The following is a 25904-nucleotide window of genomic DNA, read 5'->3' on the forward strand; positions in this document are numbered from 1 at the left end:
TCATTGTCCCGGGCCGAGCCGCCGGCCAGCCACCAGACGCGTGTCGGGCAATAGCCGACGGGCGTCGGGTAGAGGTGGCCGCCGTGTTGCGTGATGGTTTCCCAAACGTGTCGGAGCCCTGCCGGCCCTGGTCAGCCCCAGGCTGATCACGATACCCGGCTCCGCGCCTTCTGGGCGGCGACCGGCGCATCACCACCCACTGGAGGATCCATGTTCGTTCGGAGTCGGACGCGGGCGGCCGCTGCTGCCGCGGCGTCCCTCGTGCTCGCGGCCACGCTGGCCGCGTGCGGCGGCGAGGGGTCGAGCACGACCACGGCCGGCGGCGGAGGAGCACGCACCAGCGCGCCGCCGCCGGCCGCGCCGACGGGCGTCGCGAAGTTCGAGGACGCGGCCCCCGGCAGCGGGGAGGGCCTGACCATCGGCTTCACCCAGCTCAACCTCTCGGTCGGATTCCCCCAGGATGTCCAGCGCAGCGTCGAGGAGCAGGCGGAGAAGGCCGGCGTCAAGCTGATCACCTGCGACTCCAAGGCCGACGCGGCCGTGGCCCTGGACTGCGCCAAGCAGTTCAAGACCCAGGGTGTCAAGGGCCTGATCACCTTCCAGGCCGACGCCAACGCCGCTCCGCGCATCTGCGAGGCCGGCCCGTCGGTGCCGGTCATGGCCGTGGACATCGAGCAGAAGCCGTGCCAGACGACCTTCGTGGGCGCCGCCAACGAGTACGCCGGGCAGCTCGTCGGCTACAACGTCGGCCTGCACTTCGCCAAGCAGAACGACTGCAAGTACGACGCGTTCGTCTCGCTGGAGTCCAAGGCCGTGGGCCAGGTCAACGAGCTGCGGATGGGCGGCATCCGCAAGGGCTTCGAGAGCGTCTGCGGCGCCATCACGAATCTGCGCACGCTCGACACCGGGCCGGGCGGCCTGAGCGAGCCGGCGCAGCGGCTGATGACCGACACGCTGACCGCCCTGCCGGGCGCCGAGCACGTGATCGTCGTGGGCATCAACGAGGACGTCATCATCGGCGCGCTGGCCGCCGCCCGCGTCCAGAACCGCATGGACGACCTGTACCTGGGCGTGCAGAACCTCAACCCGAAGAACTGCGTCATCTACACCGCCCCGCACTGGCTCGGCAGCGTCGCCTACTTCCCGGAGAAGTACGGCCAGATCCTCGTGCCGAACCTGATCAAGGCGATGAAGGGCGAGAAGCTGCCGGCCGAGCTCCTGGTGCCCCACGAGTTCGTCACCAAGGAGACGGTCAAGCAGTACTACCCCGCGTACGCCTGCTAGGAGCGCCCCGATGCCCTTCCTGAACGCACTTGGCATCACCAAGTCCTTCGGCCCCGTCAAGGTGCTGCACGGCATCGACTTCACCGCCGAGGCCGGCTCGGTGGTGGCCCTGCTCGGTGAGAACGGCGCCGGCAAGAGCACGTTCGTCAAGATCCTGGCCGGTGACCACGACGCCGACGGCGGCGAGATCCGCGTCGGCGGCCGGCCCGCCCGGTTCGGCTCCGTCGCCGACGCCCGCGCCGCGGGCATCCGGCTGATCTCGCAGGAGATCGCCGACGCCGGCCCCCTGACCGTGGCCGAGAACGTCGTGCTCGGCGCCTGGCCCCGGCGCCTGGGCGTGGTGAGCCGGAAGGAGATGCGCCGTCGCGCCGCCGGGTCGCTGGCCAGGCTGCGTGCCGAGATCCCGCTGGACCGCCCGGTCAGCCGGCTGCGGCTGGGCGAACGGCAGATCGTCGAGATCGCCCGCGCCCTGGCGGGGGAGAGCCGGTGCCTGCTGTTCGACGAGCCGACGGCGGCGCTGTCCGACGCCGAGGCCGGGCGGCTGTTCGAGCTGATCGCCGACCTGCGCGAGACCGGCGTGGCGATCGTCTACATCACGCACCGGCTCGACGAGGTCTTCCGCATCGCCGACCGTGCCTGCGTGCTGCGCGACGGCCGCATCTCGCTCGACCGGCCGGTCGCCGAGGTCACGACGGCCGATCTGGTGGAAGCCATGGTGGGCAGGGCGGTCGCCGCCCGCCGGTTCGTCGAGCCGGCCGGCGGGCCGGCGGACGGGCCGGCTCAGCGCGCCGAGGCGGTGCTGACCCTGCACGAGGCGTCCGGGGACAACTTCGCCGGCGTGTCGCTGTCGGCCGCGCCCGGCACCGTGGTCGGCCTGTACGGCAAGGTCGGCTCCGGCGTCTCCGAGGTGGCCGAGACGCTGTTCGGCATGCGCGGGCTCGCCGGCGGCGAGCTGCGCCTCGACGGCAGGGCCATCCACCTGCGCACCCCGGCGGACGCGATCCGCGCCGGCATCGGATTCCTGCCCCCTGACCGGCAGGGGCAGGCCGTGCTGTCCGACCGGTCGGTGGCGGAGAACCTGACCGCCCCGAGCTGGCGGCGGCTGGCCGGGCGCGGTGGCCTGATGACGCGGGCGCGGGAGGCCGGGGCCTACCGGCGCTGGCACGACGCGCTCTCCGTCCGCTCACGCGACGACCCCGACCAGAGCATCGGCACCCTGTCGGGCGGCAACCAGCAGAAGGTCCTGCTCGCCCGCTGGCTGGAGTGCGGCTCCCGCGTGCTGGTGCTGGCGGAGCCCACCCGCGGCGTCGACGTCGGCGCCCGGCAGGAGATCTACCAGGCGATCCGCCGCCTCGCCGAGGACGGCACCGCCATCGTCGTCGCGTCCTCCGACTACGAGGACATCGTCGCGGTCGCCGATCAGGCAGCCGTCATGGTACGCGGCCGCGTCGTGGCCATGCTCGACGGCGCCGGCGTCACCACCGACCAACTCACCGAATCCGCAGGAGGAGCTCTCAGTGTCCGATAGCGCCGTGTCCGACAGCGCCGGGACGCCCGGGCCCGCGGCGGTGGCCGCGGGCGGGCCTCCGGCGCCCGAACCGCCGGCCGGCCGGGTTTCCACGCTGGCAAGGATTCCCAGCAGCGCCGCGCTCGTGGTCTTCCTCATCCTGGAGATCGTCTTCTTCGCCGCCAACTCCCCGTACTTCCTCAACTGGGACAACGCGACGAACATCCTGACGGCCATCTCGATCACCGGCGTGCTCGCGGCCGGCGCGACCCTGCTGCTCGTCTCCGGGCAGTTCGACCTGTCCGTGGGCAGCGGCGTCGGCTTCGTCGGGCTGCTGCTGGTCGAGCTGCAACCCCATCTCGGCACGGCCAGGGCCGTCCTTGTCGCGATCGCCGGTGGCATCGCCATCGGCCTGCTCAACGGTTTCCTGGTCAACGTGCTCGGCATCAACGCGCTGATCACGACACTCGGCACGCTGGCGATCTTCCGCGGGCTCACCCTCGCCGTGGGCGAGGGCCAGAACATCGCGGTGAACGGCTTCGACTGGGCCATCGCCCGGCCCTTCCTGAACGTGCCGATACCGGCGCTGGTGTTCATCGCCGTCGCCGTGGTCTTCGCGCTGGTCATGAGCTTCACCGTCTACGGGCGGGAGATGTACGCCATCGGCGCCAACTCCGACGCCGCGCGGCTGGTCGGCATTCGCGTCAAGCGCAACCTGTTCCTGGCCTTCGTCATCTCGGGGCTGTGCATGGCGCTGGCGGGGCTGCTCAACACCTCGCTCATCGGCTCCTCCTCCGGCACCACGGGCACCGGGCTGGAGCTGGCCGCTGTCACCGCGGTGATCCTCGGCGGCACCAGCCTCCAGGGCGGCACCGGCGGAGTGTTCGGCACGATCATCGGTCTGCTCATCGTGGGCGTGCTCAGCAACGGCCTCACGCTGATGAACGTCGACTCCTCCTGGCAGCAGGTCGCCACCGGCTCGCTGCTCATCCTCGCGGTCGCCTTCGACCGGCTCCGCGCCAACCTGCTCGGCGGCCTGCGATGAGCGCCGCCACCTACACCGTCCGGCGCAACGCCGACGTGCCGATGAGCGACGGTGTCCGGCTCCGTGCCGACATCTGGCTCCCCGACCGCGACGGTCCCGTCCCCGTGCTGCTGGAGCGGATGCCCTACGACAAGTCGTCCTCGTTCATGGCACAGCACATCGTCGGGCTGGAGATCGTGCGCGCGCTCGACGCCGGTTTCGCCGTCGTCGTGCAGGACACGCGCGGCCGGTACGCCTCCGAAGGCGACTTCGACCCGTTCACGCACGAGGCCGCCGACGGCAGCGACACCGTCGCCTGGCTGCTGGAGCAGGACTTCTGCGACGGCCACGTGTTCATGTACGGCGCCTCCTACATCGGCGCCACCCAGTTGCTGGCAGCCTCGGCCGCGCCCGAGGGCCTGCGCGCCATCGCACCCCAGCTGACCACCTCCGACTACTACGAGAGCTGGACGTACCGCGGCGGGGCGCTGCAACTCGGGTTCGTCCTGCTGTGGATCATCGAGTCGCTGGCGCCGCCCGACCTGGACCGCCGGGCACCGGACGCGACGCTCAGCGCCCTGCTGGCGGACCTGCGCGAGGATCCGTGGCACGCCATGGACCTGGTTCCCGCACGGCGCAAGGAGCTCGAAGCGCTCGCGCCCTACCTGCGGGACTGGCTGGCGCACCCGTCCCGCGACGGCTTCTGGGCGGCCATCGACCCCTCCCGTGCCTACGGCCGGATGGACGTCGCCGGGCTGCACATCGGCGGCTGGCACGACCTCTTCCTCGACGGCACCCTGCGCAACTACCGCGGGCTCACCGAGCACGCGCCGACCGAGGAGGCGCGAGGCCGCCAGTACCTCGTCGTCGGCCCCTGGTCGCACGGCAACCTCAGCGGCTGGCAAGGCGACGGCTGGCACGGATACGACGCGGACTCCGGCGCCCTCGACCTGACCGCAATGCACCTGGAGTTCTTCTCCGCGATCGCCGCCGGACGCGAGCCGGACCTGCCCAAGGCACGGATCTTCTTCACCGGCGCCGACACCTGGCACGACCTGCCGTCCTGGCCGCCGCCCGGCACCACGCCGACCTCCTGGGCGCTGCGCGCGGACGGCGGCCTGACCCAGGGAGCCGCCGGAGAGCAGGCGACGCTCACCTACCGGTCGGATCCGGCGAACCCGGTGCCGACCACCGGCGGGGCGACGTTCCTGCCCGGGCTGCTGGTCGCCCGCGACTCCGGCCCCAAGGACCAGGCCGCGATCGAGGCACGCGACGACGTGCTCGTGCTCACCTCGGCGCCGCTGGAGACCGGCCTGACCATCGCGGGTGAGGTGGTCCTGCACCTGGAGGCGGCCTCCTCGGCCGAGGACTGCGACTGGACGGCCCGTCTCACCGAGGTCGACGCGGCAGGCCGATCGGTCGGGCTGGTCGACGGCATCCTGCGAGCGCGCTACCGGCACGGCGGCGCCGCCGTCGCGCTGACACCCGGGCGGCGGGAATCCTACCGGCTGCCGCTGGGCTCGATCGCCCACGTGGTGCCGGCGGGGCACCGGCTCCGCCTGCAGATCGCCTCGTCCAACTATCCTCGCTTCGATCGCAACCCGCAGACGATGGCCGACCCGGCCGAGGCGACAGGGGACGACTTCGCCGTCGCCGACCAGACCGTCTTCGTCGGCGCCGGCGGCACGCACCTGGTGATTCCGATCGCACCCGACCTGCCGGAGGGACCAGGGGCCTGAGATCGTCGCGCTGCGACGCCGCTGCTGGGGGCGGCCGCGCTGAACAGCGGGGCGCCGCCGCACCGGCAGCAGGCCGCGCTCTACGCCGCGCTCTACGCCGCGCTCTACGCCGCGCTCTACGCCGCGCTCTACGCCGCGCTCTACGCCGCGCTCTACGCCGCGCTCTACGCCGCGCTCTACGCTGCGCTCGCCGAGTGGGCCGCGCGCTCCGCTCAGGCGGCCGAGCAGTTCGGGGCCCAGGAGCACATCGCCGGGCTGAGCACGCGGTACGCGTTCCTGATCGAGAGCGTCGACGAACACGCCACCTCCTGGTGGACCGCGCCCGGCAAAGCTGCGCCGCCGGCGTCGACGTCTCGCCCGACCCCCCGGCACCTCCGCGCGGAGCGTGCGGGAACGGTATGTGCAGCACGTCGCCGACCGTCTCGATGACTTCGACGGCTGGCTGGGGCACGACCCTTGTCTGCGGGTCAGCGTCTGGGACATCCGCCGGGCCGCCGACGGCAACCGGCGCACGCTGGGGTCCGGCGACTACCCGCCCGAGGCGTACGCCCGGGTGCTCAAGGTGTCGAAGCGATTCTCAGGCGTTGCATGGTCGGCCTGGCCCTTCGCGGAGTGGGTCACACCCGTGATGCCGTGGTTGGCGGATGCCGTCGGATCGCTCGCGGCCGGGGTGAATAGGTCTTCAGATTTTTTCTGCGGTGATGTCGAGTGGCGTCGAGCCCGTTCGTAGCCAGGGTGAGAGGTCGGCAAGGAGCCGGTCACCACTCACCGGAGGTCTGCGATGTCCGTCATCAGCACCACCGCTCCACCCAAGCCGCTGATCATCGGCGGCCTGACCGCCGCGGTCGTCGCGGGCGCGGCGACCGCGGCCGTCGCCGCAGCGGGTGAGTTCGCCGGGATCAGCCTCGTTGCCGGCGGCGCGCCGATCCCGGCGTCCGGGTTCGCCATGCTGACCGTCATCTTCTCCGTGGCGGGCCTGGTGCTGGCCGTAGGGTTGGCTCGCTGGGCTCGCCGGCCGCGCACGGTGTTCGTCCGTGCCACGCTTGCGCTCACCGCGCTGTCCCTGGTACCGGATGCGCTGGTGGGCGCGTCGGTGGCCACGAAGGTGCTGCTGATGGTGACCCATGTGGTCGCCGCCGCGATCGTCATCCCGGCCGTCGCCCGCCGCCTGTCCGCCTGACCCGGTTTTCGCAAGGAGTTCGCCCGTGAAGAAGTACCTGCTGGCCGTCCAGTACGACGAGAGCGCGCCGTGGCCGTCCGAGGAAGACCTGCGCGAGCAGCAGGCCCGAACCGGCCAGGTGACCGCCGACATGCAGTCCGCCGGTTGCTGGGTGTTCGTCGGCGGCCTGCTGGGCTCGCACGCCACCACCGTCGTACGCCCCGGCAACGGCGTGACCACGATGACCGACGGGCCGTTCGCCGAGACCAAGGAGCAGCTCGGCGGGTTCTGGGTGATCCAGTGCGACGACCTGGACCAGGCGCTGGTCTGGGGCGAGAGGTGCGCGCTTGCCTGCGGGTCCCCGATCGAGGTGCGCCCGTTCGAAGACGCGCAGTGGACGTGAGCAGCGGTGGATCTGGACGGCATCTACCGGGCCGAATACGGCCGATGCGTGGCCACGCTGACGCGCCTGCTCGGTGACATCGGCCTGGCCGAGGAGTTCGTGCAGGACGCGTTCGCGGTGGCCGTCCAGAAGTGGGACGAGCGGCCACCGCCTAATCCCGGCGCGTGGATCGTGACCACCGCCCGCAACCGGGCGATCGACCGGCTGCGCCGGGAATCCACCCGCGAGGCCCGCCACGCCCAGGCGCTACTGCTGCGCCAGGTCGACGAACCACAGGAGGTGGGACCGGTGCGCGACGACCAGCTCCGCATGATCTTCACCTGCTGCCACCCGGCGCTGTCGCCGCCGGCACAGACCGCGCTCACCCTGCGCCTGCTCGGCGGGCTGGAGGTGGCCGAGATCGCCAGGGCCTACTTGGTGCCCGAAGCGACCGTCTTCCAGCGGATCGTTCGCGCGAAGAAGAAGATCCGCGACGCCGGCATCCCCTACCGGGTGCCCGGCGCCGCCGAACTCCCCGACCGGCTGGCACCGGTACTCGCCGTCCTCTACCTGGTCTTCAACGAAGGATACACCTCCACGACAGGCTGGCTGCTACGCACCGACCTGTGCCTGGAGGCCGTCCACCTGGCCAGGGAGCTGGCCGAGCTGATGCCTCATGAGCCGGAGGTGATCGGGCTGCTGGCCCTGCTCCTGCTCACCGAAGCCCGCCGGCCCGCCCGGGTGGGACCTTCGGGCGAGCTGGTGGTGCTCGCCGAGCAGGACCGCTCGCTGTGGAACCGCGAGCTGATCGCCGAGGGACACGAGCTGGTACGCCGCTGCCTGCGCCGTAACCAGCCGGGACCGTACCAGTTGCAGGCCGCGATCAACGCCGTGCACACCGACGGGCAGGCGACCGACTGGGCGCAGGTGCTGGCGCTGTACGACCAGCTGCTGCGCCAGTCCCCGACCCCGATCGTGGCACTCAACCGCGCGGTCGCCGTTGCCGAGGTACACGGACCGGCGCAGGCTCTGGCCGCCATCGAGGACCTGGACCTGCCGGGCTACCACCTGCTGCCCGCCACCCGCGCCGACCTGCTGGCCCGCCTGGGCCGTACCGCCGAGGCTGTCGCCGCCTACGACGAGGCCATCACCCTGGCCACCAACGACACCGAACGAACCTTCCTGCAGACGCGCCGAGCCCGACAAGGAGCATGAGATGACAACGAACGCGCACACCATGGAACGCGAGAGCGTGAGCGCCACCCTGACTTTCGCCGTGCCCGCCGCGAGGGTGTTCGCGGTGCTGGCGGACCCGACCAGCCATGCGGCGATCGACGGCACCGGCTGGGTACAGGAAGCCGTCAACCAGGCGCCGCTGACCGCGGCAGGGCAGATCTTCCGGATGGACATGCACCACGCCGACCATCCGGACGGTGACTACCGGGTGGTCAACAAGGTCGAGGTGTTCCAGGCACCGCACGCCATCGGCTGGCTGACCGGGGTGGAGAAGGACGACGGCCGGCTGGAGCTCGGCGGCTGGCTCTGGCGCTACGACCTCGCACCGCTCGGCCCGTCCGAGACCGAGGTCACGCTCACCTACGACTGGTCGGCGGTGCCGCAGTTCCGCCGCGAATACATCCAGTTCCCGCCCTTCGGCCCCGACCATCTCATCAACTCGCTGCACCACCTGGCCGAACTCGTCTCCGGCAGGTGATGCCGCCGGCCACGACGACCAGTCGTCCGGCCGGCCCCGTCGCCCGCGTCTGTCGCAGCGTCGCTCCGCACGTCGCGTTCCAAGACAACCCGTCAGGGCGACACGTCGTACCCCATCTGTTTCTTCACATCTGATCCACCGGTACCAGAGGAGAACATCATGACCGCCACCTACACCTTCGACGTCTTCACCACCCTCGACGGCTTCGGCTCCTACAACAGCAGCGGCGACTGGGGCGGATACTGGGGCAAGCAAGGCCCCGAATTCCTCGATCGCCGCCTCGCCCTGTACGACCAGGAGCAGCGGATGGTCTTCGGCGCCAACACCTATCGGGCGCACGTGCAGTTGCTTGCCGCGAGCACCGAGGAGTCCGGGGTGGGTGACCCATGGGCCATGCGGATGATGAACATGCCGGCAACGGTGGTGTCGAGCACGCTGCAGGGACCGCTCGACTGGCCGAACGCGACCCTCGCGAGCGGCGATGCCGTTGACATCGTTGTCCGCCTCAAGGAGGAATCGGAGGTGCCGTTGCGCTCGCACGGCAGCCTGTCGCTGAACCGGGCGCTGATGGCCGCCGGTCTGGTCGACCGCGTCCAGGTGACCGTCTTCCCCGTGATCACCGGCCGGACCGGAGTGGACCCGATCTTCCAGGGTGCGGCGGACTTCGACCTCGAGCTGATCGAGAGCCGGACGCTCGACGGCCACACCCAAGAGCTCACCTACCGGCCCACCCTGCATGTCTGAGCCGTCCATGCACCCTCTCGCGTCGACATACCGAGATTGCCGGTCAGCAGTTTCACCTTCCTGCCGGCGCGCGCCTGTAGGGCCACGGCGCGGGCGATGATCTCGTCGTCGGTACGAGGCAGGCGCACATGGCCGGGCGGATCCGGCCAGAGGTCGATCGTGATGGCGCCGCGCGGAAAGGCCGGGTTCTCCGGAGCGCTGCCCCTGTGGCGGACGACCCCGCGGGGAAGCAGGTTGTCCAGCAGATTGATCGTTTCCCTGGCGTTGGTGCTCGCAGCGCCCAGCTCGGTGACCTGCCGCCGGCGCTGACCCAGGCCGGTGCCTACATCGCCCCCCGCATGACCCTGACCCGGTACGTGGAGCTGCTCAAGGACATCCCGGCCCGCCCGGGCCGCCACCGGAAGACGCCAAGGATGCCTCGGGCGGCCTGCATGCCGGGCTGGACCCGCATCCCGTTCCGTGCTGAGCGGCACGCCTGGCCAACTGCGCGAGCTGTATCAGCAGGCTCGCGGCCGGGAAGGCCTGGTCACCGTAGGCTTCCACGAGGTGGTGCGGCGAGCCCGCTGAGACTGGTCACGAATTTGTCACCTCCAATTAGTCAGTAGGTGTCCCTCCGCAGTCCAGCCTGCAAATACTAATTCCTCTGAAGATCTTTCAAGGAGAATTGCGAACAATATTTGCCTCTCTCTGGTGACAGTGAAGCGACCAGGCGCAGGACAGGTGTTGACAAATTCCCAGGTGGCTGGTGGTTGGCGCTGTGAACGCTGCTGGGATTGGTCATCGTGTGTCAATATGCAGGTCGAATGCCTTGTGATGAGGTCATCCGTTGCGGATCTTCCAACGTCGAGACAGGGGTTTGACGAAGTGGCAGTTCGGAGGGACTTTGGTTGTTAGATTGTCGTGTCAGATGGGGTGGCAGCAGGCGGAAAAACGGATGGAGGTCGCACGATATCCCCGTTGCCGGGCTTGGATAAGCATCGCCAGTTGATCGAGAAAGGACCCTGGCCAGTGCCGCTGAGGCCGGAGGGCATCGACACCGTGATTTTGCAGAAGACGTGGTCCGGCAAAGTGTCTGAGCCTGTGGCGCGGTCCGTTCGTGTTGCAGCCGCGTTGCGGGGCGGCCGGGGATGCCGCAGGAGGCAGGCCCTCCGGCATCAGCCTACTGATGTGAAAGATCTGCGGTGTGGGGAATGAGTTCCCTGCATGAGCCCCGTTGGCCGCACCTGTGCCGTTCCCTGGGCTGCCCGGTGTCACGTACGCGCCCGCCCACGCGGGTGAGCGCGCAAGGCGTGGCCGGGGGCAGTGCTGACCGGAGCCGACCGTGAGCACGCCGAGGTGTCCATGCTTACCCTGCACCTGCTGCAATCCTCGTTGGTGTATTCATAACACCCAGCTCCTACAGGCCGTTCTGCGAGCAGTGGGCTGGCAAACTCACGGAGGAAGACCGGCGCGCGCTCAGCCCGCTGTCCTGGGCTCACGTGAACCCTTACGGCCGGTTCCGGCTGGACAAGGAAACCCGGCTCGACCTCACCGCGGCCTGAACGGACCACCGGCGGCCGATGGTCATCTGGGGTTCGTGGCCGCTTCTCGCAGGTCAGCGCTAGATGATCTTTTCTTTCCCGTGTGCACGTTGGCGGATCCTCACAGTGTTCAAGGCGCCGACGCCGCCGAGAGTGGCACAGGCGTCGCCGACGAGGTTGCGCAGGGCCAGGAGGCGTTGCCTCATCCAGCGGGTTCCAGGCTGTCCCGCAACCGACGGTCGGACTGTAACGCTTTGCTACTTTCGGCCCCACTCGCGCCGGTTCAGGGGGCACTCTGGAGGCGGCTCGCCGGAGCTATAGGAGTTCCGGGCCGTCAACGAGGCGATCGGGCTGTTCGTGCCCAAGGACGTCAACAGGCACAAGTGTCGGCTCTACATGAGCAAGGGAAACCGGCGCAACGCGGTGCCCTCATCCGCGACGACGATTTCACCATCGTCGCGAAGTACGGGTCAGAGTTCGCCGGGCTGGTCCAGTACTACCTTCTCGCCCAGGACGTGTTCCGGCTGGGACATCTGCAATGGGTCATGGAGACGTCCATGCTGAAGACACTCGCGGGCAAACCGCAGCACGGTCTCGGCGATGGCTCGAAGGCACAAGACGACGATCGAGTCTCCGACCGGGCCGCGCAGAGTCTTCCAGGTGACCGTCCCACGAGACCGAGACAGGAAACCGCTGGTCGCCCGCTTCGGCGGGATCCCGCTCAAACGAGTCCGCACAGCCGTCCTCACTGACTGGCGTCCGGTCATGAACAGCGCCCGGCGCAACGAGCTGATCCATCGGCTCCTGGCCGGACGCTGCGAGCTCTGCGAGTCCACGGAGGGCCTGGAGGTCCACCACATCCGCAAACTGGCCGACCTCAATCAGCCCGGACGGCGGGCCCAGCCCGCCTGGAAACACCTCATGGCCATGCGACGGCGCAAGACCCTCGTCATCTGCCGCCGCTGTCACGAGGACATCCACGCCGGACGTCTTGCCAAGCCCTACCAGAAATGATCACTGGAGAGCAGGGTGCGGGGAAATCTTGCATGCCCTGTTCGGGAAGAGACCGACGGAAAAGGACCCGGCCAAGGGCACCTCGCCAGCGGTCGACTTCACGCGGCGGGCGGGCCGGGGAAACCCGCCGGGAGTAATCACGGCAGGGCGCCCCGGTCCGACCCAACACAGCGCCCCCGGCCGACAGCCATCCTTGCTGGACACCGGCACCGACAAGTCTCTGGAAGTCATCGAGCGTCCGGTCCACGACGTCGAGCTCTCCCGGCGTTGAGCCGTCCAGCGCTGGGGCGGCGGCCCTCTGCTCAAGACCGGCGGTATGGCAGTGGTATGTCCACGGCAAGTCGTGGGTCGAGCCCCTCCCGGCCGGTCCGACGAGGCCCGGTGGCTCAGGACGGTACGCACACCGTCTGGAAGGGCTCGCCGGGCAGGTACTGCTCCCACTCCTCGTCGCTGAGCGTACGGCCGGCGCGGGCACAGGCGGCGGCCACCAGGTCCGCGGGTTCGGCCACGCCCCACACCCGGAAGGTGTCGTCATCGTTCACCGTGGCCAGCACACCATCGCCGAATTCCACCTGCGAGACCCTGCTACGGCCAGGAAGAGCGGCGCCGACCTGCTCCTGCGTGGCCACGTCCCACAGCCGGACGCTCTTGTCGTCGCTCGCGGTGGCGAGAGTGCCACCGTCGGCGCTGAAGGCCACCGCGGTGATCACGCCGGAGTGCCCGCCCAGGTCCCGGCCGAGCTGCTTGCGGGAGGCCAGGTCGATCAGCCGCGTTCCCGTGTTGCCGGCCACGGCCAGGGTCCTGACGTCGGGGGAGAAGGCGACGCTCTTCGCCCTGCTGATGGGCGGGCCGGCCTCGGCCTGGGTGGACAGCTCCCACAGCTGGGCGTTCTCCGTGATGTCCACCGCGGTCAGGTATCTGCCGTCGGGGCTGATGACCAGCTGCGCGATGTTCTCGGGGCGGACGATGCGGTCGATCCGGCGATGGGTGCGTGTGTCGAAGAGCCATATCTCGGGCTTCGCCGCGGTCTGCGGGTCCGGTGTGAGCGCGATGGCCAGGGTCCGCCCGTCCGGGCTGTAGGCCGCCGGCCCGATGACGTGGCGAGGGGTTCGCACCGAGCTCACCTGGCGTCGGCTGGCGACGTCCCACCAGGTCAGCTCGGACTCCAGGCCGATCGCCAGCGTGCCACCGTCCGGGCTGCGCACCGCGGTGTTGATGGGCTGCCCCGGCCTGATGGTGAAGATCGGCGTTCGCGAGCCGAGGTCCCAGAGCCTGACTTGCCGCGCGTCGGAGGTCAGGATGCTGCGCCGATCGCTGCTGAACGTCGCGGCGCGCGCGGTGGTGCCCGCCGTGGGCAAGGGAGCTCCCAGCTGCCGGTGTGTGAACGGGCTCCACAGCCGCAGCCCGTCGAATCCGCCGGCGGCCAGCAGTTTCCCGTCGGGGCTGAAGGCCACGCTGTACAGGCCGATCGTGTGACCGGCGAGCCTGGGACCGAGCTCCTCGCGCGTGGCCAGGTCCCACAGCCGGACCCGGCCGCCGTCACTCGTGGTCGCCAGGACCGAGCCGTCCGGGCTGAACGCCACGCGGATGCCGCCGATCTGCCTGTTCATGAGCGGCTTGCCGATGGGCCGCCACGTGGCGACGTCCCACAGGCGCAACGCGTGGCTACTGGTGACCAGCCGCTTCCCGTCGGGGCTGAAGGCGAGGTGGCTGATGCCGGCGGGGGAGAGGTGCGCTTGGAGCGAGGCGACCTGCCTGCGCGAGGCCACGTCCCAGACCCGGGCCTCGGTCTCGCGGGAGGAGTGGGTCGCCAGCAGCCTCCCATCCGGGCTGAAGGCGGCGGCGTTGGCTCCGGGAAGGGCGTCACCGACCTGTGTGCGCGTGGCCACGTCCCACAGCCGCACCCTGTCGCCGCCGGTGGCCAGGAGCCTGCCGTCCGGGCTGAACGCCACGGTGCCGCCGCCCCGGAGCGGCTTCCCGAGCTGCTCGTGCGTGGTGGCGTCCCAGATCCGTACGTCCTCGGCCGCCGCCGCGACGAGCCGGCCGTCGCTGCTGAACGCCACCTCGGTGACCATCTGCTTCTGGCCGGTCAGGGAGCCGGTCGGACGGTGGGTGACAGGGTCGCGGAGTGTTACGACGCCCTCGTCCCCGTTGGTCGCGAGGACCTTGCCGTCGGGGCTGAAGGCCAGCGCGAGCGCCGGGCCTGGCCTGGTGAAGACGGCGGGCCCGGTGAGCGCGTTGCGGAGGCTGTGGCGGGCCTCCTTGGTTGGCGCGAGCCGCCAGGCGGTGACCGCGAGCAGGTGTCCGACCGTCGGCTCGGTGCCGACGAGCCGGATGCTCTGCGTCGCCAGTTGCCGGGACAACGCCTGCCGCTTCTGCGCCTCCGCCCGCTCCCGCTCCCTGTTGGCCTCGCCCGCGGCGGACACGGCCGAGACCGCGCCGGCGAGAGCGAGAACGAGCAACGTGACCAGCGTGACCAGCGCGCCGCGCCGCATCTTCCTGGATCGGGCCAGCGCCCGGCGGCTGGAGTCGAGGAAGTCCCGCTCCAGCCGGGTGAGCGTCATGTGGCGGCGCTCGGAGATGGCCCAGCTCTCGACCGCTTGCAGCCGGCTGCCGCGCAGCAGGTCGCCGTCGCCGCGACCGTTGTCCTCCCAGTGGCGGGCGGCCTGGCTGAGCTGCCCGACGACCGCCAGGCCCGGTCTCTCCGCGCTCACCCAGCCGCGCAGGCGAGGCCACGCGCGCAGGACGGCGGGACGGGTCAGGACCATCTGGCCGTCACGCTCGGAGAGCACGTAGGAGAACGCCCGGAGGATGGCCCGCAGGTCCTGCCCGCCGTACTCCAGCTCGGCCACGGGCACCGGGCGGGTCGTCTCCATGTCGTACTCGTCCAGGGTGAGCAGCCGCAGGAACACTCCGGGCACCAGTCGCCGCTGCTCCTCCGGGAGTGCGGTGTAGGCGTCCTCGGCGATCGTCCCCAGCCCCGGGTCCAGGCCATCGTCCGAGGCGATCTGCCGCGCCCGCTCACTGCCCGCCCGCAACAGTCCGGTCGCCTCGCCGTTCCCGCTGACCAGGGCGAGCAGCAACTCCCGGGCTGTCGGCCGCGCCTGCGGCTCCTTGGCCAGCGCCGCCGCCACCAGCGGGCGCAGCGCCGGCGGCAACCCCTCCACGTCGGGTATGGCCGACAGGACCTGGTGGATCACCGCGGCGGCGTTGTCCCCGGCGAAGGCGTCCGTTCCCCGTGCGGCGAAGAGCATCACCGCGCCCCACGCGAACACGTCGCCTGGCGCGCCCGCCCGCTGCCCGCTGAACGACTCGGGTGGCATGTAGGCGGGCGTGCCGGCGATCAGTCCAGTGGACGTCACTGACATCTCCTCGGTACGCGCGATACCGAAGTCGATCATCCGCGGGCCGTCCGGACCGAGCAGGACGTTGTCGGGCTTCAGATCACGGTGGATCACCCCCGCCTCGTGAACCGCGGCCAGCGCGGTGGCGATCGCCGTGGCCAACCGGTGCAGGTCGTCGCCCGCGAACGACCGCCCATCCCGTACGGCTGTGCGCAGGCTGGGCCCGCTGACGTACTCACTGACGATGTACGGCCGCGGGCCCGCCAGATCGGCGTCCAACACCCGAGCCGTGCAGAAGGAGGCCACCCTTCGCGCGGCCTCGACCTCCCGGGCGAACCGGTCCAGTTGCGTGCGGCCGCCGTCGGCGTGCAGGAGCTTGAGCGCCACCCGAGTGCCCTCACCGTCGTACGCCTCGTAGACGACACCCTGGCCGCCCTGCCCCAGGCGGCCGGCCAGCCAGTAGCCGCCGACCGTGTGCGGGTCCTCTCCCAGCAACGCTCTCATGGTCGCTGGGACACGCACATGCGGCCAAGGACTCGGGCGCCCGGAGGCCGCTGGCGGCGGCGCGGCCCCTGCCCGGGAACTCGGGCCGGCGCCGGCTGTAGTTGAACGGACATCTCTCTTGCGCATATGGGGTCATCCGTTGTGGGTGAAGACGTAAACCGGGTGAGGAGGGAGGGAGGCGCCGACCACGTCATGATCCGCTGGGAGCACGGCTCAGTTGTCGGTGACCGAGATCTTCACGCGGACGGCGCCGTCGTTGTCGCGCAGGCAACCGTCGGCGTCGTTGACGCACAGCTGGAGGAAGCCCGCCTGGCGCGCCTCGATCAGGGCCCTGCTACCGACCCTGTAGCGGTCGTTGTTGATCCTCGCGATCATCGAACCATGCGGGTGCGTGCTGAGGATCTTGCGCCCCTGATAGATCCTGCGGTCGATGCGCCAGGCGTAGCCGGCCAAGGACACGTGAGGGAAGTCGACCGTCCACCGACCGCTGACGTAGTGGATCCGCACCATGTCACCCGGCTTGACGTAAACGCCCGCGTTCTGCCAGCCGCTCTCGGAGCTGATCCCTTTGCTTTGCCGTAGTGCGTTGTGGCCAAGGCGGGCGAGGCGCCGGCGAGGACGCAGCTGCCGGCGGTGAGGGTAGCGAAGAGCAGGGTGGCCAGCTTCGATTGCATATAAGGAATGTCTTTCCTGTCTATTTTCAGGTTCGCCGTACATGGGGGTTGGACAGCGTCCGGGGGATGAAGGTTCGCAGCCTTGCGATCTCTTTTCACCCCGCTCAACGCGCTCAACCGCACGACCGCGAGTCAGCTGGTCGTACGGGCTGTGCCGCCACGAACTCCTCATACGCACGGGCCGGAAGCGTGGCTGGCGGGGCAGGCGGCCGGCCTCGCGCTCGACGTAGGTGGTCGGGGAAACCCAGCCAGCGGCCGTGAAACCACAGCCCAGCCCTCAACACACGCACCCGCCTCGACGGCTCTGCCCGACCTGCGCCTTCACAACCCAGCACGGCAACCTCAACCCGCGCGGTAGCGGCCAAGCCGGACGAACCCCGCTGGACCAACGGCGCAAGGCGGCGCCGATGACAGGTATCTCGATGACGGGAACCTCACGGCCGGGACGGGTTACGCAGCTGCACACCATCCCTGACCGTGACGGATCGCCGCTGTGCTCCGTCATGACAGGTGCGACAGGACGTCCCAGTCCCAGCCCTGCCGTACCGGCGGGGGTGCTGCTGGGCCGGGTTGCTGCTGGGCCGGCAGCCGCACCCCGAGCACGCTGAGCCGCACCAAGGACGCCCGCGAACGCGCCGCGGTGTGGACGATGATCACCGGCATCTGTCCTGTCTGTAGGTGTTCGAACATGGGGCGGGCCGGATGGTGCAGCCTGTCGGCGTGGCACATCTGAGTTGCCGTCTGAGGCAAACAGCGCACCGGCAGCCCCAAGTCGTGCTTCGCGCTGGTGCTGGCGCTGACGTGTTTTCAGAAGATGGCGCGCTTTCCGTCCCCGGACGAGATTTCCGAGGTGGTGATCGACCACGTCCGGGCGCTGCCTGGAGTTGGCCGAGGACGTCTGGCCGGACCACGGGTCCTCCCCGAGCGCGAAGGCGCATCGCAAGCTGGTGCCAGCGTCAGGGCGTGAAGTACGACGCGGGCCGGGCCCGGGCGATCGCCGCGGCGGCGATCCGGAAGGCGGCCCAGGCCAAGAACAACCCTGCGGATCTGATCAACGTGGCGATCGAGGAGTTGCTCCGGCTCCGGCTGGAGCTGCTCGGGTACTCGACGCTGGAGGACCTGGCCACGAGTATCGGCGCCGAGGTGAACGCCACCATCTTCGCCACGATCCCGCGGCAGATGGGCGAGGCCGGCCGGGCCCGGATGGAGGCTCTGCTCGTCGTCGGGCCGGATGGCAAATCGACGTTCAACCTGGCTGAAGAAGCCCGCCCAGCGGGCCACCTGGCCGCGGTCTCGTGACTAGGTGAAAATGGTTGGACCAGGTGGACGCGCTGGGCGACACCGACGCGTGGCTGGAGAGCATCGCGCTGTCGAAGATCGCCGATTTCGCCGGTGAGGCCGACGCGCAGGACGCCGACACCTTGTCTCGCTATGACCCGGTCAAGCAGGTGGCGTTGCTGGCGTGCCTGACGCACACCGCCGGGATGCGGGCCCGCGATGACTTGGCCGAGATGTTGTCCAAGCGGATGGCCGCCCACGTCAAACGGGCCAAGGCGGAGCTGGAGGAGATTCGCGCCCGGCAGCGGGCGACCAGTGAGCGGCTGATCGGCACCTACCGTCAGGTGCTGGAACGTCTCGACCCCGGCAGCGAGACCTCGGCCGCCGAGGTCGAGGCGGTGGCGCGGGCGATGGAGACGGTGACCTCGTGTGCCGGTAACGCCGGGCAGGTCCAGGCGCTCGGCGAGATGCTGTCGGCGCTCGTGGTGCAGACCCGCAGCGTGCAGGCGGTGCGGGCGGCGGTGGAGCAGGCCGGCTGACCAGCCGTACCCGGCGGACGATCCCGCCATCCCGCTCCTTGACGACCCGCACCGGGCCCTCCTCGCCTCGTGCCAGCAACAGCACGGGCAACGTATGAGGCGAGGGACCACCAATGGGGAGGATTCCAGGAAGATCCTTCAGCGGGATGTCCAGATAAGAATGTCCATGGGTTCTACCCGTTCATCGCCCTGAGCTGGGTGGCGGGCTGCGCGAGCTGCGTGATCCGAACGCCGGACCCGATGAGGAGGAGTGAGGCCGGTGCCAGGAGAGGCCGATCGGGAGGCTGGCATCAGCGGCCCGCTCCCGCCCGGTCCATCATCGAGCCGATCGTCATGGTCATGCGACGGCGGCCGGCCAGGCGTCCCGCGTGTGCCATCAGCCGGTTCCTCGTGCCCGTGATCACACTGGGCGGTGGGGTACGCCGGTCGAGGGCCTTCAGCGCGATCGTGACGACCTCCTCCGGGCGCATCCGGCCGGTGCCGCCGTCGGCCTGGGCGCCCGCGACGTCGAAGAACTCGGTCTCGGTCGCGCCCGGCGACAGTGCTACCACGCGCAGCCCGGTGCCGCGCGACTCGTACCAGAGCGCTTCGGTGAAACTGAGCACGAACGCTTTGGTCGCGCCGTAGACGGCCATGGTCGGGGTGGCCTGGTAGGCCGCCATGCTCGCGACGTTGACGAGCACGCCGCGCCCGTGGGCGCGCAGCCGTTCGATGAACAGGCGGCTGAGGGCGACCAGGCTGGTGACGTTGACGGCGATCTCCGCCTCCAGCCGCTGCGGGTTCTCCTGGTGGAAGGTCGTGTTGGTGGCGAAGCCTGCGTTGTTGATCAGGCTGGTGACGGTCAGGCCGCGCTCGGTCAGGGCGGCGTCGAGCGCCGCCACGACGCCGGGGGCGGCCAGGTCCATGGCGATCGGCGTCGCGTTGATTCCGTACGCCGTCGCGAGCTCGTCCGCGAGCTGCTCAAGCCGGTCCAAACGCCGGGCGACGAGCACGACGTCGGAACCCCGCGTGGCGAGTTGCCGGGCGAACTCGGCGCCGATGCCCGCGCTGGCGCCGGTGATGAGGGTGGTCTGACCGTGGTAGTCCACGGGTGTCATGGCTCCTCCAGGAATCCGGTTCGGAACAACGATGGCACCGTAGGTCCGTCTGGCACTGAGTGTCAAATGGTCACTGAGGTGCTAGCATCGGGGCATGCCAGCCAGTCCCGACCAGAAGCTCTGGGTCCGCACCCGCCAGGCCGTCCACGCGCAGGTCGCCAGGACCGCGATGGGCCTGTTCCTGGAGCGCGGATTCGAGGCGACCACGATCGACGACATCGCCGCTGCGGCAGGCATCTCCCGGCGCTCCTTCTTCCGCTACTTCGGCACCAAGGAGGACATCGTGCTCGGCGACCTCGCCGCGCACGGCGAGCAGATCCGCAAGGAACTGGAGGCCAGGCCCGCCACCGAGGACGCCTGGAGCGCCCTGCTCAACGCATTGCGCCACGCGCCCCGGCCCGGCCCGGACGATGCGACCACGTTGAAGATCTCGAAGATGCTCTACAACACTCCTTCCCTGCGTGCCCGCAGCCTGGAGAAACACCTCCAATGGCAGGCACTGCTCACCCCGGACATCCGCCACCGCCTCGGCGTCGCCCCGGACGACGAGCACGACCTGCGCGCCGAGGCGATCGTCGCCTGCGTACTCACCTGCCTTGACGTCGCCGGCGAGGCCTGGACCCGCGGCAACGGCACCACGCCGCTGGAAGACCTGGTCCTCGCGGCAGTCGCAGCGGTACGGGGAAGCGCGGCGGTCCCTTGAACGGGGGCGCGGCCTCTGCCTGACTGCCGGAGATCTCGGAGGTGGAGCAATACTCCCTGACCTGCCAGTACACGATTCGTGTCGTGAACGACAGAGATGCGACACGGAAACGCGGACTATGACAGCAGCGGAAGATGGGTGTGATGCCCGCCGGAGGCCCGAGCGGGGCGGAGCCGCCGTAGTCCTCGGAGCCGGGGAAAGCCCGGCACGTGGGGAAGGGCGGCAGCGTGTCAGCCAAGGAGAAGAGTGCAATGTCCGAAGACGCGCCGGTGAATACCGGCGCCGTGAGGTGGCCGGATGCTGATTCGGCCTACGTAGTGGCACGGAGGATGTAGATCAAGTTGCACCGGTGGGCGGTCGAAGACCCTCGCCGCCGGGGCACTAATCGGCGCGGCCGGCTTTTGGTGGCAGAGCCGCATCGCCCCGGGGCAGGACTACCTGACGGCCATCGGCGGCCTGGCCGTGCTGATCTCGCTCGGCGCGGGCCTGCTGAACGCGCCGCTGACCGTCACGGTCACCTCAGGCGTCGCCCCGGGCGAGGCGGGAGCGGCCTCCGGACTGATGAGCACCGCCAAGCAGATCGGCGGCGCGCTCGGCCTGGCCGCCCTGGTCGCGCTGACGGCGGAGCCGACCGGCGTAGGCGGCGGTCCGGTGACGCCTGCCTGGCGCCCAGAGCCCGGGTTCACGGTACGCCGGCGCACGTTCTGGCGGCCGGGTACGGGCGGGCGTTCGCCGTTCTGGCCGTGGTGCTGGTTGCCGTCGCCCTCCTGGCGGCCGCGCTGCCGCGACGGCGTGACAGCGCACCCGACGCCCCTGGCGAGCCGGCGGACCAGCAGCCCGCCCGCTGATCGGGCGTTCCCGCCCGCGTCCAGCGCCCGTACGCACGGCGCCCTGTCCGGGGAACTGCCGGTGATGAGCGTGGGTTGTTGTTGTGGTTGTGCTCCATAAGCGGTGCTGGATGGTTCGTCCCCGCACTCACGCCATATCCGAATTCGCTCCGATGCGGGCAAGCTTGTCGGGGTTGGCCACCGCGTGGATCGCGTTGACCATGCCGTCGGCGATGTCGAGCTCGATCACGCCGATCACGAGCCCTTCGGCGTCGAACTTGACGGCGCCCGGCCGTCCGTTGACCCAGGCCGGCCGTAGAGTGACCCCGAGAATCCCGGCCCGGCGGAACACGCCGAGGAGCAACCGCACCACGGGCAACCGCCCGGCCAGCCGCTTCCCGATGGCCGCCACCTTGCCGCCGCCGTCCCCGTGCAGCACCACGTCGGGCGCGAGCATGCCGAGCAGCGCGTCCATGTCGCCGCCCGCGGCAACCTCGAAGAACCGGCGGGCGAGTCTCTCGCCTTCCGCCCGTCGCTCGCGGGACGGCGCCCTGCCGGCCACCTGCCCTCCGGCGGCGATGCGCTGACGGGCGCGGGCGAAGATCTGCCGGCAGTTCGCCTCGCTCTTGCCGGTGATCCTCGACACCTCCCGGTAGTCGTACCCGAACACCTCGCGCAGCATGAACACCGCCCGCTCCACCGGCGAGAGGGCCTCCAGCAGCACCAGGAACGCCATGGACAGCGAGTCGGCCAGCTCGGCCTGCTCGGCCGGCCGGTCGGCGGGCACCACGATCGGCTCGGGCAACCAGTCGCCCACGTAGGTCTCCCGCCGCACCCGCGCCGAATGCAGGTAGTTGATGCCCAGCCGCGTCACCGCCGTGGTCAGGTACGCCTTCGTATTGACGATCTCAGTCCCCTCCTGGTGTGCCCGGCTCAGGCCGAGGAACGCGTCCTGCACGATGTCCTCGGCATCGCCCACGGACCCGGTCATCCCGTAAGCGATGGAAAACAGCAGCGGCCGGTAACCGGCAGCCTCTTTCACATCTGTTGATCCCGGCATACGACCCTTCCGGACTCGCGTATCGGGGCCCCTTGTGGGGCCCGTCTGTCTGCCTGCCCACCGCCTCGACACCCCCGGTGCCTGGCGGCTCGCGTCCTTCTGCTCGAACGGCTGTCAATGGTGGCCGGGTCCCGGAGGCCGGGCGGCGTGGTGGCTGTGTGGGGTGGTCGTGTTCCGCCGGTTCGAAGGCTGTGCCGCCGATGAGGCCCGTCACGTGTGGGGCCGGAGGGGCACAGCCGGGCCGGGGTGAGCGAAGTCCATGTCCTTCATCCGGGCGACCTTGCTCCTGGTCCGCCACCGAAGGAACAACGGAGAGGTCACCGGCATCTTGCTCACCCGTAGCCTCATTCTGCGCCGTGCGAGTTCGAAGCGGGTGGCCGGGACGAACAGGCTGCGCATCCGCATGCCGTTGCCCTGCATGTAATCGATGGAAGGAAGGGCGTAGCTGCCGCTCCCATCGCGTCAGCGCATCGTTCACGCTGCCGCCGTGGCGAGCCAGCATGGTGCCCAGCAGGTCGGCCCCGGCCATCCCGGTCGAGGCGCCCATCCCCGCATACAGGGTCACGCACCAGGCCGCGTCACCGACGAGCACCACCCGGCCGCGGTGCCAACTGTCCATGCGCACCTGATCGACCGAGTCGAACAGCACCTCCTCGGCCGACTCCAGCGCGTCCAGCACCGCGCCCAAGGCTGGGCCTGCCGCTTCGGGGCCGAACACCTCGCGCACCCGCTCGGCTATGGGCCTGTCGAACTCGGCATCCACGTCATTGGTGTGGTAGCTCAGCAACACCGTCGGCGGGCGATCCTTGAATGGGAAGATCCACATCGACCGCCGGGGCTCGGCCAGGATGACCGAATCGCTCCGGTCGTGGCCCGGGAGCGCGCTGGGCAGTTGAAAGGCGACCGCCATGTAGTTCATCCGGCGCAGATAGTCCTCGTGCGGCCCGAACACCAGCTGCCGCACCGTGGAGCGCAGCCCATCCGCGCCGACGACCAGATCGAAGCGCTCGGTCACCGAGGTCCGGCCGGCGGTGTCGGCCAGCGTGACGTTCACCCCGTGGGCGTCCTGCTCGATCCGGGTCGGCACAGTGGCGTATCGGAGTTCGACATCGGACGGCAGCGCGGCGAAACCGGCTGCTTCCACGTCTCCTCGCGTCATCATCCACGGCCGGCCGGGAAAGTCCTTGAAACCCAGCCCGGCCGCGCGCATGCCGGCCCGGTCGATGTCGTAGGCGGCGCCGTCCGCACCGCGATCGGTGAGCGTGTCCAGGATGCCCAGGCGCTGGGCGGCGGCCCGGCCCGCACCGAAGAGCGCGATGAAGTACCCGCCGGAGCGCCGCCCGGCGGCACGCTCGATGTGACCGGTTCCCAGCCGATCTGCCGCAGCCGAAGCGCTGCCGCGATCCCACTGATACCCAGCCCGACCACAAGAGCCCGGCGGCCACTGTCGTTCGTCACGTCCACGAATCTCCTCCTCGTACGGGGGTGCGAGTCGACTGCCGATCACGTCCGCCCCGGTCCGTACGGTCCTGACCGGGGTGGTGAACAAGGGCGATGTCGACCTGAATCCTCCGAAGATCAACGGGCGCGACTCCGCTCATACCCCGGACACCGGCCGAGACGATCTGATCCGGTGGCGCCCCTGACAGCCACTGGTGTGCCGGTCGCCCGGCTCCGATCAGAGCGGGGCGAGCGACCGCGTCGGCCTGCCGCCCACGCCCGCCCTCGGTCTTGTCCACGAGGTCGACGTACGGCCCTCGACTGCACCGTGCTCAGCCGATGAAGGACTCGGGGCCGAAGCGGCCCCACGCCACGAAGGCGGCCAGGGCGAGATAGACCAGGTTTCCCGCAGCCGACGAGACCTCGCCACGGCGCAGGTGCGTGACCATTGCACCGACCATCAGCACCACCACACCGACCGCCGCCACCGGCACCAGAACCGGCGCGATGCCGGTTACGGCGGGCAGGATCAGCCCCGCCGCCCCCAGGACCTCGATGGCCCCGAGGACCTTCAGGAACCAGGGGCTGAAGTCCGTGGTCCATCCCGCGCCGCGCATGGCGGCCATCTTCTCCCGAGGCACGGCCAGCTTGCCGATGCCACCGATGAGGAGGACCACGGCCAGCAATCCGGCGCAAATCCACAGAGCAAGGTGCATGAGATCTCTTCCATAACCGTCGGAGGGGGAATCCGGTCCTGATACCGGAGCGGCGATCGGTGCACGGCCGGACTACCGACGCCAGACAGCATCCGGCCGCGCCTTGCTCGTCATCCGTGCTGACCGGGCTGGTAGTCACCAGCGGGCTGCCGGGTCATGACGTTGAAACGGTTGAGGGCGTTGATGAGGGAGATCAGGGAAACCAGGGCGGCGAGTTCGTCCTCGGGGTAATGCTCGGCGGCCTTGTCCCAGACCTCGTCGGTGACGCCACCGGCGGTGTCGGCGATCCGGGTGCCCTGCTCGGCCATCTCCAGAGCGGCGCGTTCGGCCTCGGTGAAGACCGTGGCCTCGCGCCAGGCGGAGACCAGGTTGATACGGGTGGAACTCTCCCAGCGTGGGCGGCGTCCTTGGTGTGCATGTCGACGCAGACGGCACAGCCGTTGATCTGGCTGACGCGCAGTAGTACCAGCTCGCGCGTCGAGGCCGGCAGCGTCGAGTCCGCGAGTGCCTTGCCCGCCGCGACGAGGTGCTTCAGGGACGTGCCTGCGACCGGGTTACCGAAAAGGTTCAAACGAGCATCCATCGTGCGCTCCTAGCGTCATTTCGCTGTCGCCCCTCTCAGACAGGGCAGCCCGGCAGCCTGTGACGACAGGCAAGTGTGACGTGCGTCTCTCCGTCCCAGGCGACGGTGCCTGGCCGTGCCGAAGCGCCCGGTGCGGATCTGCCGTCGTGAATCCGTCCGTCAGTTCGGCCGTCGCGTGATCTTGGCGTAGGCGCGTTTGAGGCCCTCCCAGAGGCGCGGTGGGCCGGTCCTGGGCGATGAGCGTGACGTCGAGCGTCATCGGCTTGCCGTCACGGACGAGGCCCAGCCTGACCGGACCGGCACCGGGGGAGCGGACCAAGCGCTTAGCGTCCTCCCAGGAGCCGATCGCGGCGCCGTCGAAGGAGACCATGCGGTCGCCGGGCTCGCAGGCAGCGCGCCACCCGGAACTGGTGATCACGCACGTCTGGGTGGCGGACGAGGTGGTCGGGAGCTCGGTGGGCAGGCCGATGCCGACCAGCAGGACGGTGAAGAAGACGAACGCCGGCACGAAGTTCATCAACGGCCCGCCCGACATGTTGATGACCTTCTGCCAGCACTTTCTTACGGTGGATGACGCGGTTCTCGTCGCCCGGACGCACCTCTTGCGGCCCGGCCTCGCAGGCGGGCTCAAGCCGATCACGCGGATACAGCCGCCGAACGGGATCCACTCGATGCCGTGTTCGATCTCACCTCCGCGCACGACCAGACCGTGGGGCCGAAGCCCACCATGCGCTGGGTCGCCTTGACGCCAGAAGACTTGGCCGGCACCAGGGTGGCCGGGCTCGTGCAACGCCATGGAGATCGCCATACCGAGGAGGAAGAGGACGATCTCCGCGACGTAGAGTCAGTTCTTCCAGGGGCGCTCCTCGGCGAACGACAACGACAGATGTCAAGGACGGGACGAGAGTACGAAGATCCAACGTAGTCGAACACGCCACCCCCAGGGCTGGACGCCGTCCTGCTGATCGTGGGGGCGAGCACGACGGCAAGGGGGCTGCCTTCCTCGGCGGTCCCGGGATCAAGGTAGATGTCCGAGTCTGGCTCCCGGCGTT

At 69.9% G+C, this 25904-nt stretch carries 26 protein-coding genes and 2 pseudogenes; 17 read left to right on the forward strand and 11 right to left on the reverse strand.

The features are described 5' to 3' along the window. Positions 1 to 210: 210 nt before the first annotated feature. The 10 genes from HD597_RS20295 (at position 211) to HD597_RS20340 (ending at position 9553) form a co-directional block, all read left to right on the forward strand. On the forward strand, positions 211 to 1284 hold the full coding sequence (locus tag HD597_RS20295) for a sugar ABC transporter substrate-binding protein (protein ID WP_253744235.1): 1074 nt from the start codon (positions 211 to 213) through the stop codon (positions 1282 to 1284). A gap of 10 nt (positions 1285 to 1294) precedes the next feature. Beyond that, on the forward strand, positions 1295 to 2812 hold the full coding sequence (locus tag HD597_RS20300) for a sugar ABC transporter ATP-binding protein (protein ID WP_253744236.1): 1518 nt from the start codon (positions 1295 to 1297) through the stop codon (positions 2810 to 2812). After that, on the forward strand, positions 2802 to 3836 hold the full coding sequence (locus tag HD597_RS20305; protein WP_253744237.1) for an ABC transporter permease: 1035 nt from the start codon (positions 2802 to 2804) through the stop codon (positions 3834 to 3836). The genes HD597_RS20300 and HD597_RS20305 overlap by 11 nt, the downstream gene beginning before the upstream one ends. After that, on the forward strand, positions 3833 to 5554 hold the full coding sequence (locus tag HD597_RS20310) for a CocE/NonD family hydrolase (RefSeq protein ID WP_253744238.1): 1722 nt from the start codon (positions 3833 to 3835) through the stop codon (positions 5552 to 5554). The genes HD597_RS20305 and HD597_RS20310 overlap by 4 nt, the downstream gene beginning before the upstream one ends. Before the next feature lie 400 nt (positions 5555 to 5954). After that, positions 5955 to 6284 (forward strand): hypothetical protein, encoded by a 330-nt coding sequence (locus HD597_RS20315; protein ID WP_253744239.1) that lies wholly within the window; start codon positions 5955 to 5957, stop codon positions 6282 to 6284. Positions 6285 to 6335: 51 nt separating this feature from the next. Next, positions 6336 to 6734: a DUF6069 family protein gene (locus tag HD597_RS20320; RefSeq protein ID WP_253744240.1), complete on the forward strand. Its 399-nt coding sequence runs from the start codon at positions 6336 to 6338 to the stop codon at positions 6732 to 6734. Positions 6735 to 6759: 25 nt separating this feature from the next. Next, entirely contained in the window at positions 6760 to 7116 is a 357-nt protein-coding gene (locus HD597_RS20325) for a YciI family protein (protein ID WP_253744241.1), read from the forward strand. A 6-nt stretch (positions 7117 to 7122) separates the two neighbouring features. Then, positions 7123 to 8310, forward strand: a complete 1188-nt coding sequence (locus HD597_RS20330; protein WP_253744242.1) for an RNA polymerase sigma factor — start codon at positions 7123 to 7125, stop codon at positions 8308 to 8310. A 1-nt stretch (position 8311) separates the two neighbouring features. Continuing rightward, positions 8312 to 8809, forward strand: coding sequence for an SRPBCC family protein (locus HD597_RS20335; protein WP_253744243.1), 498 nt, complete (start codon positions 8312 to 8314; stop codon positions 8807 to 8809). Positions 8810 to 8968: 159 nt separating this feature from the next. Further along, positions 8969 to 9553: a dihydrofolate reductase family protein gene (locus HD597_RS20340; protein WP_253744244.1), complete on the forward strand. Its 585-nt coding sequence runs from the start codon at positions 8969 to 8971 to the stop codon at positions 9551 to 9553. On the opposite strand, the gene HD597_RS20345 is transcribed toward HD597_RS20340, so the two are convergent. After that, complete coding sequence (locus HD597_RS20345; RefSeq protein WP_253744245.1) at positions 9529 to 9951, reverse strand: hypothetical protein; 423 nt, start codon at positions 9949 to 9951, stop codon at positions 9529 to 9531. The genes HD597_RS20340 and HD597_RS20345 overlap by 25 nt on opposite strands. A 934-nt stretch (positions 9952 to 10885) precedes the next feature. Between HD597_RS20345 and HD597_RS20350 the strand changes: the two are divergent. From HD597_RS20350 to HD597_RS20355, 3 genes and pseudogenes are all read left to right on the forward strand, one after another. Then, positions 10886 to 11094 (forward strand): annotated as a pseudogene (locus HD597_RS20350) (Tn3 family transposase); the annotation flags it as partial. 362 nt (positions 11095 to 11456) lie between these two features. After that, entirely contained in the window at positions 11457 to 11825 is a 369-nt protein-coding gene (locus tag HD597_RS66815; protein ID WP_372513381.1) for a group II intron reverse transcriptase/maturase, read from the forward strand. Positions 11826 to 11838: 13 nt separating this feature from the next. Beyond that, positions 11839 to 12087, forward strand: coding sequence for an HNH endonuclease (locus HD597_RS20355; protein ID WP_253744246.1), 249 nt, complete (start codon positions 11839 to 11841; stop codon positions 12085 to 12087). Between the two features lie 386 nt (positions 12088 to 12473). Here HD597_RS20355 and HD597_RS20360 read toward each other — a convergent pair whose 3' ends face one another. From HD597_RS20360 to HD597_RS20370, 3 genes are all read right to left on the reverse strand, one after another. Beyond that, positions 12474 to 15935 (reverse strand): protein kinase domain-containing protein, encoded by a 3462-nt coding sequence (locus tag HD597_RS20360; RefSeq protein ID WP_253744247.1) that lies wholly within the window; start codon positions 15933 to 15935, stop codon positions 12474 to 12476. A 213-nt stretch (positions 15936 to 16148) separates the two neighbouring features. Then, positions 16149 to 16445 carry a hypothetical protein gene (locus tag HD597_RS20365; protein WP_253744248.1) on the reverse strand — a complete coding sequence of 99 codons (297 nt, stop codon included), beginning with the start codon at positions 16443 to 16445 and terminating at the stop codon, positions 16149 to 16151. Between the two features lie 665 nt (positions 16446 to 17110). After that, positions 17111 to 17272 carry a hypothetical protein gene (locus HD597_RS20370; protein WP_253744249.1) on the reverse strand — a complete coding sequence of 54 codons (162 nt, stop codon included), beginning with the start codon at positions 17270 to 17272 and terminating at the stop codon, positions 17111 to 17113. Positions 17273 to 17572: 300 nt separating this feature from the next. Here HD597_RS20370 and HD597_RS20375 point away from each other — a divergent pair, with 300 nt between their 5' ends. Both HD597_RS20375 and HD597_RS20380 read left to right on the forward strand, forming a co-directional pair. Beyond that, a complete protein-coding gene (locus HD597_RS20375) occupies positions 17573 to 17908 on the forward strand; it encodes a hypothetical protein (protein ID WP_253744250.1) in 336 nt (111 codons plus the stop codon). A gap of 14 nt (positions 17909 to 17922) precedes the next feature. Then, positions 17923 to 18426, forward strand: coding sequence for a hypothetical protein (locus tag HD597_RS20380; protein WP_253744251.1), 504 nt, complete (start codon positions 17923 to 17925; stop codon positions 18424 to 18426). Positions 18427 to 18716: 290 nt separating this feature from the next. On the opposite strand, the gene HD597_RS20385 is transcribed toward HD597_RS20380, so the two are convergent. Next, positions 18717 to 19523, reverse strand: coding sequence for an SDR family NAD(P)-dependent oxidoreductase (locus tag HD597_RS20385; protein ID WP_253744252.1), 807 nt, complete (start codon positions 19521 to 19523; stop codon positions 18717 to 18719). A 94-nt stretch (positions 19524 to 19617) separates the two neighbouring features. Between HD597_RS20385 and HD597_RS20390 the strand changes: the two genes are divergently transcribed. Beyond that, positions 19618 to 20226, forward strand: coding sequence for a TetR family transcriptional regulator (locus HD597_RS20390; RefSeq protein WP_253744253.1), 609 nt, complete (start codon positions 19618 to 19620; stop codon positions 20224 to 20226). 462 nt (positions 20227 to 20688) lie between these two features. Further along, positions 20689 to 21174 carry a hypothetical protein gene (locus HD597_RS20395; RefSeq protein WP_253744254.1) on the forward strand — a complete coding sequence of 162 codons (486 nt, stop codon included), beginning with the start codon at positions 20689 to 20691 and terminating at the stop codon, positions 21172 to 21174. Between the two features lie 27 nt (positions 21175 to 21201). Here the strand turns inward: HD597_RS20395 and sigJ are convergent, their stop codons facing one another. The 6 genes and pseudogenes from sigJ to HD597_RS20420 all read right to left on the reverse strand — a co-directional run bounded on the left by sigJ (position 21202) and on the right by HD597_RS20420 (position 25660). Beyond that, positions 21202 to 22044 carry an RNA polymerase sigma factor SigJ gene (sigJ, locus tag HD597_RS20400; RefSeq protein ID WP_253744255.1) on the reverse strand — a complete coding sequence of 281 codons (843 nt, stop codon included), beginning with the start codon at positions 22042 to 22044 and terminating at the stop codon, positions 21202 to 21204. Beyond that, positions 21962 to 23662 carry an FAD-dependent monooxygenase gene (locus tag HD597_RS20405; RefSeq protein WP_253744256.1) on the reverse strand — a complete coding sequence of 567 codons (1701 nt, stop codon included), beginning with the start codon at positions 23660 to 23662 and terminating at the stop codon, positions 21962 to 21964. The genes sigJ and HD597_RS20405 overlap by 83 nt, the downstream gene beginning before the upstream one ends. A gap of 223 nt (positions 23663 to 23885) precedes the next feature. Then, positions 23886 to 24269 carry a DoxX family protein gene (locus HD597_RS20410; RefSeq protein ID WP_253744257.1) on the reverse strand — a complete coding sequence of 128 codons (384 nt, stop codon included), beginning with the start codon at positions 24267 to 24269 and terminating at the stop codon, positions 23886 to 23888. Between the two features lie 110 nt (positions 24270 to 24379). Beyond that, positions 24380 to 24577 carry a carboxymuconolactone decarboxylase family protein gene (locus HD597_RS65880; RefSeq protein ID WP_308210996.1) on the reverse strand — a complete coding sequence of 66 codons (198 nt, stop codon included), beginning with the start codon at positions 24575 to 24577 and terminating at the stop codon, positions 24380 to 24382. Positions 24578 to 24705: 128 nt separating this feature from the next. Next, positions 24706 to 24852 (reverse strand): annotated as a pseudogene (locus HD597_RS65885) (carboxymuconolactone decarboxylase family protein); the annotation flags it as partial. Next, positions 24824 to 25660, reverse strand: a complete 837-nt coding sequence (locus HD597_RS20420; protein WP_276082964.1) for a M50 family metallopeptidase — start codon at positions 25658 to 25660, stop codon at positions 24824 to 24826. The gene HD597_RS20420 and the pseudogene HD597_RS65885, both read right to left, overlap by 29 nt. Positions 25661 to 25904: the final 244 nt, after the last annotated feature.

This window comes from Nonomuraea thailandensis, assembly GCF_024172165.1.
Classification (GTDB): Bacteria; Actinomycetota; Actinomycetes; order Streptosporangiales; family Streptosporangiaceae; genus Nonomuraea; species Nonomuraea thailandensis.